Source organism: Rhizobium azibense, from assembly GCF_004342325.1.
Taxonomy (GTDB): Bacteria; Pseudomonadota; Alphaproteobacteria; order Rhizobiales; family Rhizobiaceae; genus Rhizobium; species Rhizobium etli_B.
Map to the genome: position 1 here is coordinate 241,223 of NZ_SMBJ01000001.1, position 16,892 is coordinate 258,114.

Annotated in this window: 12 protein-coding genes and 1 pseudogene; 6 read left to right on the top strand and 7 right to left on the bottom strand. The window is 60.0% G+C overall.

Annotated elements, in window-relative coordinates; all coding sequences use genetic code 11:
* Positions 1-8: 8 nt before the first annotated feature.
* Positions 9-995: an ABC transporter permease gene (locus EV130_RS01185; protein WP_074065510.1), complete on the bottom strand. Its 987-nt coding sequence runs from the start codon at positions 993-995 to the stop codon at positions 9-11.
* 88 nt (positions 996-1,083) lie between these two features.
* Complete coding sequence (locus EV130_RS01190; protein ID WP_132658974.1) at positions 1,084-3,009, bottom strand: ABC transporter substrate-binding protein; 1,926 nt, start codon at positions 3,007-3,009, stop codon at positions 1,084-1,086.
* A gap of 193 nt (positions 3,010-3,202) precedes the next feature.
* On the opposite strand from EV130_RS01190, the gene EV130_RS01195 reads away from it, so the two are divergent.
* Together EV130_RS01195 and EV130_RS01200 are read left to right on the top strand one after the other, a co-directional pair.
* A complete protein-coding gene (locus EV130_RS01195; protein ID WP_074065512.1) occupies positions 3,203-4,210 on the top strand; it encodes a LacI family DNA-binding transcriptional regulator in 1,008 nt (335 codons plus the stop codon).
* Between the two features lie 21 nt (positions 4,211-4,231).
* Complete coding sequence (locus tag EV130_RS01200) at positions 4,232-5,545, top strand: alpha-L-fucosidase (protein WP_132658976.1); 1,314 nt, start codon at positions 4,232-4,234, stop codon at positions 5,543-5,545.
* A gap of 96 nt (positions 5,546-5,641) precedes the next feature.
* Here the strand turns inward: EV130_RS01200 and EV130_RS01205 are convergent, their stop codons facing one another.
* Both EV130_RS01205 and EV130_RS01210 read right to left on the bottom strand, forming a co-directional pair.
* Positions 5,642-6,022 carry a YybH family protein gene (locus EV130_RS01205; protein WP_074065514.1) on the bottom strand — a complete coding sequence of 127 codons (381 nt, stop codon included), beginning with the start codon at positions 6,020-6,022 and terminating at the stop codon, positions 5,642-5,644.
* Between the two features lie 20 nt (positions 6,023-6,042).
* A complete protein-coding gene (locus EV130_RS01210; RefSeq protein WP_132658978.1) occupies positions 6,043-9,423 on the bottom strand; it encodes an adenylate/guanylate cyclase domain-containing protein in 3,381 nt (1,126 codons plus the stop codon).
* A 667-nt stretch (positions 9,424-10,090) separates the two neighbouring features.
* Between EV130_RS01210 and EV130_RS01215 the strand changes: the two genes are divergently transcribed.
* The 4 genes and pseudogenes from EV130_RS01215 to EV130_RS33085 all read left to right on the top strand — a co-directional run.
* Positions 10,091-11,452 (top strand): APC family permease, encoded by a 1,362-nt coding sequence (locus EV130_RS01215; protein WP_132549671.1) that lies wholly within the window; start codon positions 10,091-10,093, stop codon positions 11,450-11,452.
* Between the two features lie 87 nt (positions 11,453-11,539).
* Complete coding sequence (locus tag EV130_RS01220) at positions 11,540-12,262, top strand: GntR family transcriptional regulator (RefSeq protein WP_074065764.1); 723 nt, start codon at positions 11,540-11,542, stop codon at positions 12,260-12,262.
* A 48-nt stretch (positions 12,263-12,310) separates the two neighbouring features.
* Entirely contained in the window at positions 12,311-13,498 is a 1,188-nt protein-coding gene (uxuA, locus tag EV130_RS01225; protein WP_132549665.1) for a mannonate dehydratase, read from the top strand.
* 38 nt (positions 13,499-13,536) lie between these two features.
* Positions 13,537-13,670 (top strand): annotated as a pseudogene (locus tag EV130_RS33085) (helix-turn-helix transcriptional regulator); the annotation flags it as partial.
* A gap of 185 nt (positions 13,671-13,855) precedes the next feature.
* On the opposite strand, the gene EV130_RS01235 reads toward EV130_RS33085, so the two are convergent.
* Genes EV130_RS01235 through EV130_RS01245 form a run of 3 tightly spaced genes read right to left on the bottom strand, consistent with a single transcriptional unit; the run spans position 13,856 to position 16,801 of the window.
* Entirely contained in the window at positions 13,856-14,626 is a 771-nt protein-coding gene (locus EV130_RS01235) for a FadR/GntR family transcriptional regulator (RefSeq protein ID WP_074065519.1), read from the bottom strand.
* A 55-nt stretch (positions 14,627-14,681) separates the two neighbouring features.
* On the bottom strand, positions 14,682-15,779 hold the full coding sequence (locus tag EV130_RS01240) for a Gfo/Idh/MocA family protein (protein WP_074065520.1): 1,098 nt from the start codon (positions 15,777-15,779) through the stop codon (positions 14,682-14,684).
* Positions 15,780-15,790: 11 nt separating this feature from the next.
* Positions 15,791-16,801 (bottom strand): Gfo/Idh/MocA family protein, encoded by a 1,011-nt coding sequence (locus EV130_RS01245; RefSeq protein ID WP_132549662.1) that lies wholly within the window; start codon positions 16,799-16,801, stop codon positions 15,791-15,793.
* Positions 16,802-16,892 lie beyond the last annotated feature (91 nt).

Genomic DNA, 16,892 nt, shown 5'->3' on the forward strand with positions numbered 1-16,892 from the left:
CCTCCTCTTCAACCGTTGCGGATGCGCGGATCGAGCCATGCAAGAAGCAGGTCGGAGATCAGCGTACCGATGAGGGTAAGGATGCTCATGAGCAGAATGATGCTGCCGGCCAGATACATGTCTTGGGCAAAAAGCGCGCTGAGCAGCAGCGGCCCGGTTGTCGGCAGGCTGAGCACGATCGACACCACGACCGCACCGGAGACGAGGTGCGGCAGCACCCAGCCAAGCGTTGAGACGAACGGATTGAGCGCCACGCGCACCGGATATTTCAGGAGGAGCCTGGTCTCGCTGAGACCGCGGGCGCGCGCCATGTCGACATAGGGCTTGTTGAGCTCGTCCAGCAGGTTTGCTCGCATGATGCGGATCAGGGCTGCCGTCGCGCCGGTGCCGAGCACGATGACGGGGATCCACATATGCTTCATGAGATCCCAAAGCTTGCCCCAGCTCCAGGCGGCGTTCATGTATTGAGGCGAGAACAGTCCACCGATGCTCAGCCCGAAATAGTGAGCGCTGAAATACATCAGCACCAGCGCCAGCAGGAAGCTTGGAATGGCAAGGCCGAGGAAGCCGAAGAAGGTGGCGATGTAGTCGCCCACCGAATATTGCCGCACGGCCGAATAGATGCCGATCGGGAATGCCACCGCCCATACGAAGATCAGCGTGATGAGCGAAACCACCATCGTCAGGTTCAGGCGCGACCAGATAAGCTCGCTGACGGGTTTGTTCCAGTCGAAGGACTGCCCGAAATCGCCGCGCAGCAAAATGCCGCTGATCCACTTCCAGTATTGGACGACCAACGGCTGATCGAGCCCATAGCGCTCGCGCAGGCCAGCGATGACCCCGGGATCGATGGTTTCGTTCTGCGACGCCAGCCGGGCGGTCAAAGCGGTCAGGAAATCGCCCGGCGGAAGCTGGATGATGATGAAGGTGACGATCGAAATCACAAACATCATCGGGATCATGTAGAGCAGGCGTCTGATCATGAATCCGGCCATTTCTTCGCTCCTTGCGATGTTTGTGGGCAGAAGCCCGCCACAAGACACAAGGGCGGCGACAGGTCCTGTCGCCGTCCGGTTCGGAAGGTCAGTTTTCGTAGTAGAAGGTCTCGGGCTTAACCGGCCCGGGGATCATGTAGAAAGAGGTGCTCGGGATCACGTCGGGCACGTTGCGCATATTCTTCTTGGCGATGCCCACGCGGTCGGGTTCGAGGTTGGTACCGATGATGTAGAATTGGTCGCGTGTAATGGCGAGCAGTTCCTTCATGGCCGCGAGCTGCTGCTCAAGTGTCGCGCTCTGCTGCACCTTCCGGTACAGATCCATCTGCTTCTTGGCTTCCTCGCTCGGCTCCTCGGCATTCGGATCGTTGGGGTTCTGGTAGTAAAGACCCCAGGCGGTAGCGAAGCTCGATTCATATTCATGCGGGAAGTACCATTTGGGATCGAGCAGTCCCAGAAAATCGTAGCCTCCGCCGCCAACCCAGCCGATGCCATCGTTCTCATTGGTCTGGAGACGGGCGAAGATGAGCGAGCGCTCGGTCGGTCGCGGCTGCATATCGATGCCGACCTTCCTCCAGTAGCGCTGGATCAGTTCGAGCGCGTCGCTTTGGATCGGACTGCCCGTCAGTACGTCAATGGCGAAGGTGACGCGCCTGCCGTCCGGCCCCAGTCTGTATCCTTCGCCGTCACGGGTGGTCAGTCCCGCCTTGTCGAGATACCGGTTGGCAAGATCGACGTCATACGTGAGGTACTGGGTCGCCATCTGCTCGTCATAGAGCGCGCTGCCCTCACGCGGAGCGGCCTGGTATGGCTTCGACTGGCCGGCGTAGATGAGCTGGTTGAGCTCCTCGCGGTTGATCGCATGGCTGAGACCGATGCGAAAGTTTTTGTCGGAGAAGATCTTGCGCAGCACCTTGTTCTTGTGGGTCTGGTTCAGTGTGATAAGCAAGGCGTTGGACCAGGCCGGCCGCGCGATGAAAAGCCTGTATCCGCCCTTTTCCTGGTTCTGAACGATGACCGGGCGGGCATCCGTGGTCTCGATGAAACGGTTCTGCATATCGATCTCGCCATTGATCGCCTTCAGAATGATCGCCTGGGTGTCTTCCATCACGTCGATGGTGACCTTGTCGAGATAGGGAAGCTGGTTGCCGGCGGTGTCGACCTTGGCATAGTAAGGGTTGCGCTCTGACACGACCTGCGATGTGCCGACATAGGGGGCGGTCAGCATCCAGGCGTCGAGCACCGGGCGGCCGACGTCACGCCAGCGGCCCGGGAACGAGATCTTGTTGTTGAAGAGCTGCGCCCAGTCTGCAGCGCCGGCCTGCTTGACCAGCGCAGCGATGCCTTCTGGATTGAAATCCTTGTGGAATTTCTTGAGGTAGTGCGCCGGCGCAGCGGCAAGGATATCGGCGCCGCGGATGGTGGCCATGTTCATCAGGAACAGGCCGTTGGGCGCCTTGAATTTGAACACGACCTTGTAGTCACCAAGCTTTTCGACTTTGACGGGCTCGCCGCCTGCCGTCAGCCATGCCGGGGGCGAGGGCGTGATTTCCTTGTTGCGCAGGACATGCTCGTCCCAGAAGATCAGGTCGTCGGCGCTGAAAGGTTCGCCGTCCGACCAGCGAGTGCCTTCGCGCAGAGTGAACGTGTATTCCGTGGCGTCGGCATTCACCTCGAAGCTCTCGGCGATATCGGGAATGACCTCAGTCCATTCGGGGTTCCAGCGAACAAGCCGGGTATAGCCGATCGAGCGCTCGATCTCGCTGTCGCCGCCGCCGAAAGTGGCGGTGCGCCAGGTGCCGCCGTAGCTGCCAACCAACTGGAGCGGCGTGAGTACGAGGGGCTTTGCCGGGAGGCGCTTGTCAACAGGGGGCAATTTTCCCGCATCGACGAGCGCCTTGAGCTGCGGAGACTCCTGAAATGCGACTGCAGCCCCGGCCCAGCCGGCGCCAACAACAAGTGCGAGAACGGCAGCACGAGCGGCTTGCCGTTGCAGATCTTTGACGAGCTTCATCATTTCCTCCCAATGTGAACCCGCAGACGTCTGTCGTTATCCTCTAGTCCTTCTCCTCGTTGATTTACGTTATCGTTACCGTAAATCGGTGTCAAATGGTATTCTCACGGCACCCCGGATTGCGGTATTTTATCTGGATTTTACCCTATATGTGTGCGATATCGTTACCATCAGTTTGCAGTGAGACGAGCATTTGACCCGGCCAAAGGATTTCGAATCGAAGACCACCATCGCCGACGTGGCCCGCGCGGCGGGCGTGTCGCCGATGACCGTTTCACGCGTGCTGAACGGCCATGGCGGCGCCAGTGCCGAAACCAGCGAGCGCGTTGTCTCGGCTGCCAGCGCGCTGAACTACCGGCCAAATCCTTTCGCACGCGGGCTGCGGTCCGATCGATCGAGAACCATCGGATTTCTGGTTCCGGACATTACCAACCCGTTCTTCCCCGAGATCATCCGCGGTGCGGAAGACGCAGCCAATGCCGCCGGCTACAATCTGCTCTTGTCGAACGTCGTGGAAAGCAGCAAGCGCGAGGCCGAGTTGATCGATGCGTTCCTGGTGCATCGCGTCGATGGAATCATCGTGTGCAGCGCGCGTTTGCCAGACGCGGCGCTGCACAAGGCGCTCGGCCCACATCGCGCAGCGGTGCTCATCAACCGTGAGGCGCCGAAGGATGTCGCCGGCACTATAATGACCGACTATGAGCACGGGGCTTCGCAGGCGGTCAATCACCTCGTGGCACGTGGCCGGCGCAAGATTGCAATCATCGCCGGTCCTCGCAATTCCTATGGCGGTAAATGTCGTCTGATCGGCATCGGCAAGACCTTGGCCGAACACGGGCTGAAGGCGCCTGAGCCGGTCTACTGCGACCCAACGGTTGCCGGCGGGCGTATTGCAGCGGAAGAGCTGTTAGGCACTAAGCCAGGTTTCGACGCGCTGGTCTGCTACAACGATCTCAACGCCATCGGCGCCATGAAGGCCTGCCGGGCGGCGGGCATCACCGTGCCGCATCAAATGGCCCTGGTCGGCTTCGACGACATACCGATTGCCGAGCTGATGTCTCCGGCCTTGACGACCCTTCGCGTGCACAAGCGCGAGATGGGCGAAGCGGCGGTCGAACTGCTGCTCAGCCGTATCGTCACGAAGAACAGGCAGCACGGGGTCGTAATCGAACCGGAGCTCATGATCCGCGAGACGACCTGATCGACAGAGGAGGAGATTTCGATGAATATAGAGACCCTGCCAGCCCTGACGCTGCCGCATGAAAAGAAGGCTTGGTTTGTTCATGACCGCTTCGGCCTTTTCGTGCACTGGGGTCTCTACTCGCTGCCGGCGAGGCACGAATGGGTGAAAAGCCGCGAAGAGCTGAGCGACGCCGACTATCAGAACTATTTCGACCATTTCGATCCGGATCTTTACGATCCCCGCGACTGGGCCCGGCGCGCCCGCGCCGCAGGCATGAAATATGTCGTGCTGACCTCCAAGCACCATGAAGGCTTTTGTCTCTGGGATACCAAGACCACCGACTACAAGGTAACCAACACGCCCTACGGACGGGATCTGCTCCTTCCCTTCGTCAAGGCGTTTCGAGCCGAGGGACTGAAGACAGGCTTCTACTATTCGCTGATCGACTGGCACCATCCAGATTTCACGATCGACCCGCGGCATCCTCAGCGCAACCATCCCGATGCCGTGAAAATCAATGAAGGGCGCGACATTCGTCGCTATGCCGGCGTCATGCGCGAACAGGTCCGCGAACTGCTTACCGACTTCGGACCGGTCGATGTCATGTGGTTCGACTTCTCCTACCCGCAGTGGAAGCAGGGCGATCTCGTCGGCAAAGGACAGAAGGACTGGGAGAGCGAAACGCTGGTACGCCTGGTGCGCGAACTGGCGCCGGATACGATCATCAACAACCGGCTCGATCTTGCCGACCTCGTGCCCGATATCGTGACGCCGGAGCAATATGTGCCACGTGCCTGGCCTGAACGAGACGGCAAACGGATGACCTGGGAGGCGTGCCACACCTTCAGCGGCTCATGGGGTTATCACCGGGACGAGGATAGTTGGAAAAGCCCCGAGCAGCTGATCCAGCTCCTGATCGGCAGTGTGGCGATGGGCGGTAACTTGCTGATGAACGTCGGTCCGACGGCGCGCGGCACGCTTGATGATCGCGCCAAGGCTGCGCTCGGCGCCTATGAAGAATGGATCGCGCTGCATGGGCGCAGCATCTATGGATGCACGCAGTCTGAGTTCTTGGCGCCGCTCGACTGCAGGCTGACGCAAAATGGCAGCCGGCTCTACATCCACCTCTTCAACTGGCCGTTCCGTCACCTGCATTTCGACGCGCTGGCGGGCAAGATCGAGTATGCCCAGTTTCTACATGATGGCAGCGAGGTGACCTGGCTCAAGCCATCCGGAAATACCCTTTGGAAGAACAGCCAGTTTCCCGTCGGCGAAGATGCCATAAGCTTCGTATTGCCGGTACGCCGCCCGTCGGTCACCGTGCCGGTCATTGAAGTCTTCCTGAAGACCTGAGGCTGGCAACATCGGGCCAAATGATTGTGGCGCGTCGAACCAAGGCGTTATGAACTCGCTCGGCGAGGATTTGCTGAGAAGCCTCGTCCGGCCGCTTCAGTTCCATGTGTGCAGGCACGTCTTCCAGGAACCGTCGCGTTGTTTTCTGAAGATCGTGACGATCGTGCCCTCGTAGCGTTGCTCCTTTCCGTCTTCTCCCAGACCGGACGCCCACCACTTGCCGCTGGAATAGGCAATGTCACCCCCGTCATGGGCTTCCAGCAGTTCAATCCCGTGGTCTTTGACCCCGGCCGAGATCATTCCGGCCCAGAAGTCGGAGATTGCCGCCTGCCCTTTTACGATTGCATGAGTGTGCGGCAGAACGGTTGCGTCTTCGGTGTAGAGTGCCGCTATCGAAGCTGAATCTCCACTGTTGAAAGCTTGATTCCAGCGGTCGTGAGCGTCCTTGGCTATCGCGGCGATATCCTTTTGCGGCATGACCTTCTCCTTGCTGTGGGCTAAGCTGCTCCTGCCGTGTGTCCGCTTAGCAATTGCGCGTTCTTGAGATCTGGCAATGCCGTACCCTCTGTGAAACTTTCACAGATTTGGGCAAGCTGTTCACGCGCGGCGCCTTCGTTGTCAATCCGCGCAAGGCTCGTTGCTGCCCTCAGTTCCCAAAAACGTGCGCCCTGTGCTCGGGCAGTGGCCAGCGCTTCGCCGAAGCGCTCGGCAGCCATCGTTTTGCGTTCGGGATCGATTTGCAGCATGGCCTCTCCCTGAAGTCGGAAAACCTCGGCCGCAAACCAGCGCTCGTTGGTACGCTCGATGACCTGCTGTGCTTCCACAAGCAGGGCGAGGGCCGCATTCGGATGTCCGGCTTTGATGTCGATCTGCGCTTGAACCGCCGAGAAATAGGGCAACATGTACTTCGCGCCGGTGCGACGCCATTCTTCAATGCCCCTCAACAAATCGGATCTGCCGCGATCTGTTTCGCCCTCCTCGGCAATTGCCCAGGCCTGCAGGATCACTGCTCCTGCCTGCCAGAAGCGAAATCCGGCCTCTTCTGATATTTCCGAGAGTTCACAGGCCCGACTTTTCACGGCCTGCCGATTGCCGAGTATCTGATGGACAACGCCACCGAAAAACAAGGGCAGAGCGAGACTGTTGCGGTGTCCCAGGCTCCTCGCTTCCCGAACCGCTTCATCATTGGCCGCGATCGCCTGATCGGGCAAACCAAGCGGCAAGAGAGTGCGGGCCAGATAATCGAGACAGACGACACGGGGGTCAAAGGCATACACGAATGCTTCAGACCGATGCTCCTGCGGGTCATAAAGTGACAGCGCTTCCTTCAAATGGGCGCGAGCACGCAAAAATTCGCCGGCTGGAAGCGCGCTGACACCAGCTGCCCGATGGGCGAAGAAAGAAAGGCCGCGATCATTGCTGTGACCTGCCAGCTCCAGCAGCTTGTCGGCGGCGCGACGTGCCTCGTCAAGCTCGGCCGCATAGAGATGGTAGAGGCACAGGCCGTAAAGGACCGGGAACAGCTGGCGCACCTCATCAAGCTCTTCGCACAGCTCCTGTGCCCGCAGGTAGGCCGCTCCTGTTTCCGGCGCGGCAAAGCCATGCGCTGCCACTTGCGTGCTGCCGAGCGCGACCTGAATTCCCAGTTCTCGCCGCAATCGCTCCCGGGAAGGCGGGAGAGCTGCCAATCCGTTCAGGGCGTTGCGGAACCGGACAAGCGCTTCCGATATCGAGGAGCGCAAAAGCGCCCGCCTTCCGGCCAGTTCGTTATACTCGACGGCCTTGTCCAAAAGAGAGGCCTGGTTGAAATGATGCGCAAGCAACTCAGGCTCAGCTTCCACCTTTTCAGGAAAGCTTTCCTCCATGATGTGGGCAATGCGCGCGTGCAACTGTTGGCGTCGGCTCAATAAAAGGCTGCCATAAGCGGCATCTTGAACCAATGCGTGTTTGAAGGCGTAGCTGACGTCGCCGCCTCCACCACGGCGGAATACCAGGCCTGCAGCCACAAGCTGGTCAGTCGCCCTCTCCAGCTCGGGTTCTGCCAGTCCGGCGGCAGCAGCCAGCAATTCGTGGCTGAATTCCCGGCCGATTACTGCACCGATCTGGGCAACCTCCCTGACAGAGGCCAGCCGGTCGAGCCTTGCCATCAAGGAGTCGTGCAGCGTGGCGGGTACTGCCAGAGGAGGCAAGGGGCCGGACAGTTTGTAGTCCTCGCCTGTATCGCTCAGCATGCCTGATTCCAGGATGAGCTTGGTCATTTCCTCGATGAAAAGCGGCACGCCCTCGGTTTTTGAGAGGATTTGGTCGAGAACCGGTGATGGAAGGCTCTTTCCTCCTGTCATCGCCGCGATGATCGAGGCCGCCTGCGCACGGCTCAATCGGTTCAGTGTCAATAAAGTAGCGTGGCGAAGGCCGTTCCACCGAACCACACCTTCCGGGCGGGACGTGGCGACCAAAAGGATGGGAAGCTTTTGGATCCGATCGACGATCACATCGAAGAGCTCGGCCGATACCGGATCAAGATAATGCGCATCCTCAAGCAGCATGAGGATCGGCTTTGCTCGCGCCAGGGCCACCAGTTGGTCGACCAGGACCTCGAATGTGCGCGTTTTCACCTTCTGCGGCATCAGATCGGGTTTGGGATAACGGTCTCCCGTGGGGATCGACAGCAAGGTGGCAATGAGCGGCACTTCCTCCTGCGGATTGTTGGTCGCTGCAAGCACTCCTTCGAGAAAGGCCAGCTGTCGTTCCGGCGGATCCGTCCGTGAAATGCTGGCAGCCCGCAGCAACTGGTCTATGACTGGAAAAAGTGCACTTTGCGTATGATACGGTGAGCAGAAATAACGCAGGTATGTGACGTTCTCCTCCTTCAACCGTTCGCGAAGTTCCTGGAGAATGCGTGACTTTCCGATCCCAGCTTCGCCAAATAGCTCGACGACCTGACCTTCCCCCGACGCTGCGAGGTTCCATCGCTCGGTCAACAAGGCCAGGTCGAGATCTCGCCCCGCCAGCGGCGCAGTGCCACCCTCGTGGAGAGCGTCGAAACGGCTTTCCGCCCGGCCCTCCCCGATCACTTGGTAGGAATTGGTGGGGGTATCGAAACCGTGCAGTTTCTGCGGGCGAATACGCTTCACCTCGAAGAGCTTGCCTGTCAGTCGGAACGTGAGTTCAGAAATCAGCACTGTGTTCGGTTCGGCAAGAGCTTGCAGTCTGGCAGCAAGATTTGGCGTCTCGCCGACAACTGCATTCTCCTGAGCGGCGCCGAAGCCGACGAGGTCGCCGACGACCACCAGTCCGGTCGCAATCCCGACGCGCACCGAGAGTTGCTGGCCGCCCTTGGTCGACAAGCCCTTGATGGTCTCTACAACTGCAAGACCTGCCTTGACGGCTCGCTCGGCCTCGTCCTCATGGGTCTGCGGCCAGCCGAAATAACAAAGCACGCCATCGCCCATCAGCTTCGCCACGTAGCCGTCAAAGCGGACGACGTCGCCCGCCACGGCATTTTGGAACTGACGCAACAGCGCGCCCATCTCCTCAGGGTCGAGCTGGGTGGAAAGGCCGGTAGAACCCACCAGGTCGACGAACATCACTGTCAGCTGGCGTCTTTCCGCCTCCCGGGGACGCGCCGGCGATGGTTGGTGGCGACGAGGAGCGGCAGTGAGGTCCGCCTGCTTGCGCAGATGCCGGCCCTCTTGGCCGTCATCAAGCCCAGCAATTGCCTCGAGTATTTTCTTTCTGTGCGCAAGGGCGGCCACGCCGATCTCTTTGAGGTCGTCGGAGGTCAGCTTTGGCAGCATCTCCGCGTCGATCGCATTGATCTCGAAGGCCGAGGCATACTGCCCGCATCCCAGGCTCTCCAGCCAGGAAGATATATTCATCGGGGTCTCCTCCCAGGCCGACCCTCAAGAAAATACTATAGCGCAGCCATCGGCAAAAAGCACTCGCCACAGAGTGTATGGCGACAGTATCGGAGGCGGGTTCAACCTCTGGATCGCTGAAGCTGCTGGATGATGCCCCCTTAGCAGCCTGCTCGGCGGCACGGATGCAGCAAGCCCCTGGGTACGCCCTCCTTGCGGCAAGCCTCCGCGTGCGCAATGAAAAGCCCGGCGCGGGAGGAGGTGCGCCGGGCTTCGATAGTGACTGGCAGCTTGGGAGGAGGAGCGCTGCCCGTCGGTCCGAAGCGGCTCGGGAGGAGGGTGAACCGCTTCGGATCACCAAAAGGTAATGCTGCAATGCAGCAAGTTCAAGCCCGCATGTCGATGTTTCTACCTTCGGCATCAAATAGCAATCCCAGCCCTCCGACGTCGCTCGAAAGGGCGCCCGCCCTCGCCCTGGCGGCCCCCGAACAGGATCGTTTTCGTCAGGCCGACGGCCCCATAAGCGGAGTTCGGCATCAGATCGAAAAAGGGGCTTGCAGGCGTGGCGCGTTTCTCGATGTCCCTCCCGCAAGAGAAGGCTCAACGACTGCTTTTCTTTCTTATTTCCCGCTCTAGTTGCCAAAAGCCGGGCCAATGCAGTCATCGTCGGACATTAGAAGGAGGGAGCATGAGCGGGAAATCATTGGATAAGCCAGTCGAGCAGCCGGAACTGAAGCGGGTCATGGGATCCGGTCTGCTCCTGCTTTTCATCGTCGGCGATATTCTCGGGACGGGTATTTATGCGTTGACAGGACAAGTCGCCAAAGAGGTCGGCGGCGTGGTCTGGCTGCCGTTCCTGATTGCTTTCGTCGTCGCGCTGCTCACCGCCTTGAGCTATCTTGAACTGGTGACGAAATATCCGCGCGCCGCCGGTGCTGCACTCTATACGCACAAGGCATTCGGTATCCACTTCCTCACCTTCCTCGTTGCATTCGCCGTGATGTCTTCGGGGATAACGTCCGCGTCGACCGCCTCCCGCGCCTTTGCCGCCAACTTCTCGACAGCCTTCGGCTTCGATTTCGGCGGTTACGGCGTGACCCTCATCGCAGTTGTCTTCATCTCGATCGTCGCGGCGATCAACTTTCGCGGCGTCGGCGAGAGCGTCAGGCTCAACGTCGTGCTGACCGCGGTCGAACTCACCGGTCTTCTGATCATCATCGGTATCGGCTTTTGGGCGATCGCCGGCGGACAGGGCGACGTCTCCCGGGTTTGGACTTTCCAGCCGAGCGGCGATCGCGGCGTCATCTGGTCCGTCATCGCGGCAACGACGCTTGCCTTCTTCGCCATGGTCGGTTTCGAGGATTCGGTCAACATGGCCGAGGAATGCAAGGAACCGAACCGGATATTTCCGAAAGTGCTCCTCGGCGGTCTAGTGATCACCGGCACCATCTATATCCTTGTTGCGATTTCGGCCATCACACTGGTTTCTGCCGCCGCCCTCGGCGAAGGCGAAACGCCGCTCTTGAAAGTCGTGCAGGCCGGTGCGCCGAATTTCCCCGTCGGCATCTTCGGGATCATCACGATGTTTGCGGTTGCGAACTCCGCTCTGATCAACATGATGATGGCAAGTCGCTTGATCTACGGGCTGAGCCGCGAGCACGTTCTGCCTGACGTGCTTGGAAAGGTCCACGCGACCAGAAAGACGCCTTTTGTGGCAATCATCTTCACCTCGCTTCTTGCCGTCGCGCTGATCGTCTTCGCAGGCGGCGTTCCGGCGCTTGGCGGCACCACGGCCCTCCTGCTTTTATGCGTCTTTGCAGTGGTCAATATCGCCGCACTCGTGCTTCGACGCGACAGCGTCGGACATTCGCATTTCAAAGCACCGACGTTTGCGCCTGTGCTGGGTTCGATCACCTGTGCGTTTCTCGCCGGACCCTGGACCGGGCGCGATCCCATCCAGTACCTAATCGCCGCCGTCCTTCTCGGCCTTGGCGTCGGATTGTGGTTCGTCACAGTCGGCATCATGCGCATCAACAGTAGGACGGCCTGAGGAGAGGTCACCGCTCCCTTGGCCATGTCTTGGCAAGGGATTTCGATTGATATACTAGTATGCACGCAATTCATGTTCAGGCAGTCCATGCGACAGGCATCCAGTTCCGAAGCGATCGATTTTCCGGCTCTCTTGGAAAGACCGGCGAGGCTCCGCCGCGTAACGACGGCGGATGCGATCTTCGACAGGCTTCATGCCGACATCGTTTCGCTGCGCATGCCGCCGGGGATTGCGCTTCAGGAAAAGCGCATCGCCGAGGAATTCGGCGTCAGCCGCACGCCGGTGCGTGAAGCGCTGCTTCGTCTTGCCGAAGGTGGCCTCGTGGAGATCTATCCACAGTCCGGCACCGTCGTTTCGCGTATCCCCGTATCGGCAATCCCGGAAGCGGTTGTCGTTCGCAAAGCACTGGAAGGCACGACCGTCGAGAGTGCTGCCAGAATGGCCAAGCCGCACCACATTGTCCGGCTCGATGCCATCATCTCCCGGCAGAAAGCGCTTGCCGCCCTCGGCGACGTGTCGAGCTTCCATGAAGAGGACGAAGCCTTTCACGAGGCGATAACCCAGATCGCCGGCTATCCCGGTATCTGGACCATCCTGAAAACGGTCAAGGTGCAGATCGACCGAGCCCGGCGGCTGACGCTTCCGGCCCTCGGCCGCATGGACAATGTGGTTCCCGAACACTGCGCTATCCGCGATGCGATCGCGGCCCACGATCCGGAAGCCGCCCGCAACGCCATGCTGCACCATCTGAGCGCCGTCATTCCCGATGTCGCGGAGCTTCGAACACGTTATCCCGATTATTTCTGCTGAAGCAGCCGGCAGAACCCTTAAAACAACGAGACAGCAAGGAGGAAACAGATGCGGCAAGGTTGGAGATGGTTTGGGCCCGAGGCTCCCGTCAGCCTGGACGACGTGCGCCAGACGGGCGCGACGAACATCGTTTCCTCGCTGCATCAGGTTCCGATCGGCCGCCCCTGGACGGAAAGCGAAGTCAGCGAACGCAAGGCCATGATCGAAGATACGCCGCCCGGGCGCTCGTCCCTCACCTGGTCTGTCGTCGAAAGCATTCCGATCCCCGATGCAGTCAAACGCAAGGGCGGCCAGGCCAAGGCCGAAATAGAGGCCTGGATTGCAAGCCTCGAGGCCGTCGCCGCCTGCGGGATTCCGATCATCTGCTACAACTTCATGCCCGTGGTCGACTGGACACGCACGGACCTTGACTACGAGATACCAACGGGCGCGACCGCCATGCGCTTCGACCACGAACGCTTTGCCGCCTTCGACCTCTTCGTGCTGCAGCGTCAGGGCGCTGAAAAGGAATATTCAGCGGACGACCGGAATCGCGCTCGCGAAGTCTACGAGGCTATGCCGGAAGCCGAGATCGCCGAGATCACCCGCATCATAACCTCGGCGCTGCCCGGCTCGACGACCGAGCCTCTGACCATTCCCGGTTTCCGCGAAAAGCTGGCCGCCTATGCCGGCATCGATGCGGCCAGGCTGCGCCAGCACCTCGTCGAATTCCTTCAGGCCGTCACACCGGCCGCCGAAGCGCGCGGCGTCAAGCTGACGCTCCATCCGGACGATCCGCCGCGTCCGCTCTTCGGCCTGCCGCGCATTGCCTCGACGGCCGACGACTATGCTGCCCTTTTTAAGGCCATACCATCACCGGCAAACGGCATGTGCTACTGCACCGGCAGCCTCGGCGTGCGTGCCGACAACAACCTGCCCGAGATCGCCCGCCGCTTTGCCTCGCGCATCTACTTCGCGCATCTGCGTGCCACCAAGCGTGAAGGCGACGGCCGCTCCTTCCATGAAAGCGCACATCTGGAAGGTGATGTCGATATGGTCGCGGTTCTCAAGGAACTCGTGGCCGAGGACCGCAAGCGCAGCCCGAACGACGAAATCGTGTTCCGCTCCGACCATGGTCACCGTATGCTGGATGATCTGAACAAGACCGTCACGCCAGGCTATCCTGCAATCGGCCGCATGCGCGGGCTGGCGGAACTGCGCGGCATCCTGCACGCGCTCGGTGCCAGACCATCCTGATCGTGAGAGACCCCTCCGGGCCCGCATTCCGATTTCCGGAGGAGTTCGCTAGCACGCTCGGGCTTACCCGCCGACAGGTTGCCGAGATCGAAACCGGCACAGGGAACCCACCCTAGAGACGCTGGACAAGATTGGCAGGCTATTGGGCTTCGCAGTTGGATTTGTACCGAAAACGCCGCGCGACGATGAGCCAGGATCACTCCTGGCGCAAAGTCTCTCCGGCGCCGCCTGCTGGCGCGCCCGACTGTCTGGCCATCTGGCGGCCGCTCATGTGGGTTCTGCACGGACAGGAGAGCCAATCGGAATTCCTGCCGAAAGGCTGGAGAAGGGGGCGTTGTACCCAGAAGCCTTGACCATCTAGCGCGATTTTCCATCATCCGCCTGCATGACTTCAGGCGCAAACCGTCCCCTTTCGTCAGCTTCCATCAGCTCGTTGCTGACGTTGCGGATGTGGCGCGCCATCGCCTTGTAGGCAGCGTCCGGATTGCGCAGACGCAGAGCCGTAAGTATTGCATGGTGATCGCCGATCCAGAGCGGGCGCACGCTTGGCGCATGAATATGCTCATGCAGTTTTTTCCACATCAGCGACTCGTCGCGCTGAACCCAAAGCGCCTCGACGATCGAGACGATGATGGCATTTCCTGTCATGCGTGCAATCGTCACATGAAAATCGCGGTCGCCCTTTTCGTTGTTTAAGGTGACATCGGTCTCATGCTCCATTTGAGCGATACAGTCCTCGAGCACGGCAATATCGTAGTTCGTCGCGCGTTCGGCTGCCATCGCAGCAGCACTTGCCTCGACTGCAAGCCGGGCTTCCAGAAGCTCGAACGGGCCGGGGCCGGCATCCGCGCTGATCTTGTCAAAATTGACCTGATTGCCGCGGACCGGCAGAACGACGATGCCGGCCCTGCCCTTGACTTCGACCAGGCCGCGCATCTCCAGCGCAATAACTGCCTCGCGTACGACCGGGCGGCTGACTTGGAGTTCTTCGGCGAGCTCGCGTTCGGAAGGCATGCGCCAGGCAGGGTTCTTGGCGTTTGCCTCGATCATGCGCGCAATGCGGCGTGCGACGATCTGATAAAGCCGCTGCTCGCCTTGAAGCCGAAGCGTTGGTACGGCTGCCCCCATGATATCTCCTTGCGGCGCCACCCTTAAGACGGGTGACGCATTGTCTGTTTGGCGCTCAGGCGCTGGCGGCCAGTTGCCGCTCTTCGTCCGGAAGCCACGAGTGATAAAGCGGATGCTCGGCGGTGATCGGCAGCGGCGTCGGCTTTCCGGTGCGCTGCGAATGATAGGCAGCCGTCACCAGTTCCAGCGAATTGCGCGCGTCCTGCAGCGTTACCGGCGGCTCCTTGTCTTCAATGATCGCCTGGTGGAACAGCTCGAACTGTCGGGTGTAGCCGTCTTCCTTCACTTCGTAGCCGGCAAGCGCTTCGTCGACGCGCTTCTGGTGCTCCTCGGTGCCTGCGATGAAGCTCCACGGATCACGGCCCATCGTATAAGGTTCGAGAATGCTTTCGGCGACGAGATCATGGAAGCAGAAGCGCAGCCGCGAGATCTCCTTGCGTGAGCCGAGCGTCATGGAAAGTGCCGCCAGCGATCCGTTCTGCATCTTGACGGAAAGCGCCATCGTATCTTCGACTTCGATCTTGTTGACCAGTGTCGCGCCATAGGCAAAGACTTCGGCGCAGGCGCCATGCACATAGTTCAGCATGTCGTGCGCGTGGATCGCGTGGCCAAGCAGGCCGCCGCCGAGTTCGCTCTTCCACTTTCCGCGCCAGGGAACTTCGTAGTAGGCAGGGCCACGCCACCAATGTGTCTCGATCGTCGTCAGGAAGGGACGCCCGGTCAGACCAAGTTCGATCAGCAGCTTCAGCTTCTGAAGGCCGGAGCCGTAGCGATACTGGAAGATCGGCATCAGTTTCTTGCCGCCCGAACGCGCGACAATGCGGCTCATCTCGTCGACGTCGGCAATCGAGCCGAAGAGTGGCTTTTCGCAGATCACATGTTTTCCCGATTCGATACCCTTCCTGCAGAGTTCGAAATGCGAATCCGGCGGCGTCGAAATATCGATGATGTCGAGATCGTTGCGGACAAAGAGATCGTCGACATTCTGGGTATATTCGCCAATGCCATGCTTTTGGCAAAGCTCGCGGCCGCGTTCTTCGTCCAGCGAGCAAAGCACCGGCACATCGAAAAGGTCCTTGTTCCAGTCGTAGCCGATCAGATGGCGCGAAGCGATGCCCGCGCCGATTACGCCAACGCGCAATTTCTTCGTCATGATATCTCCTCCTATCGTCCGCCGAGCCGGGCAGCCTTGGCCTGCGCCTCAAGCGAAAGGCGGCAGACCTCGTAGACGTGCGCCTGCGTCATCGCCGTTTCCGTGCGATCGCGCACGTCGGCAGTGAATGCTTCAAAATAGTCGAGCCTCTCGCTGCTGCAGTCGATGTAGGTATTTTCCTCGCCGTTGACGAGGAACAGATGATCCTTGCCGGGGCGGCCGGAAATATCGATGTATTTGCGAAGCTCGATATAGCCTTTGGTGCCTAAAATGGTCAGGCGTCCGTCACCCCAGGTCGGCAGCGCCTCGGGCGTAAACCAGTCGACGCGGACATAGCCAGACGCCTTGTCGGAGCGCAGCAATACCTCGCCGAAATCCTGGAATGCCGGCCTTTGCGGCATGCCGAAGTTGCCGATTGCGCTTGCGACGACTTCGCCGCTCGTCGAGCCGGTATAGAAGAGAAACTGGTCGATCTGATGCGAGGCGATGTCTACGATGATGCCACCGAAGGCTTCGGGATCGAAAAACCAGTCGGGCCGCGTCGGAAGCTGCAGCCGGTGCGGTCCCATGCCGAGCGTCTGGATAACCTGGCCGATCGCGCCTTGCTTGACGAGTTTGGCTGCTTTGACCGCAGAGCGAACGCAATGGCGCTCCGAAAAGCAGATCGAGAAGATCTTGCCTGTCTCGGCGACGGTCTTCTTGACCTCCTCCAACTGCGCAAACGTCGTGAGGCCAGGCTTGTCCGTCATCACGTCCTTGCCGGCCCTCATGGCGCGGATCGCAAGACCGGCGCGATCGCGCGGAATGGCGGAGATGCAGATGACGTCGATCGACGGATCGGCGAAAATCGTCTCGCGGTCGATCTGCGGCGCATCCGGATATGTCTTCTTGAAATTTTCAAGGATCGCCGGAACAGAGGTCTTCGGACAATAGCCAACGAACTCTCCACCCGCAGCTTGCAATCCCTTCACATGATCAAACGTATGCGAATGGTCGATTCCGACAACGGCAAATCTCAGCATCTGAATATCGTCCTCCCTGCAAAAGCCGTGGGAACTGCGGCTTCTCGTCTCCTCATAATTGGTCAAACCAGACACTCAAAGCTCGAACCTG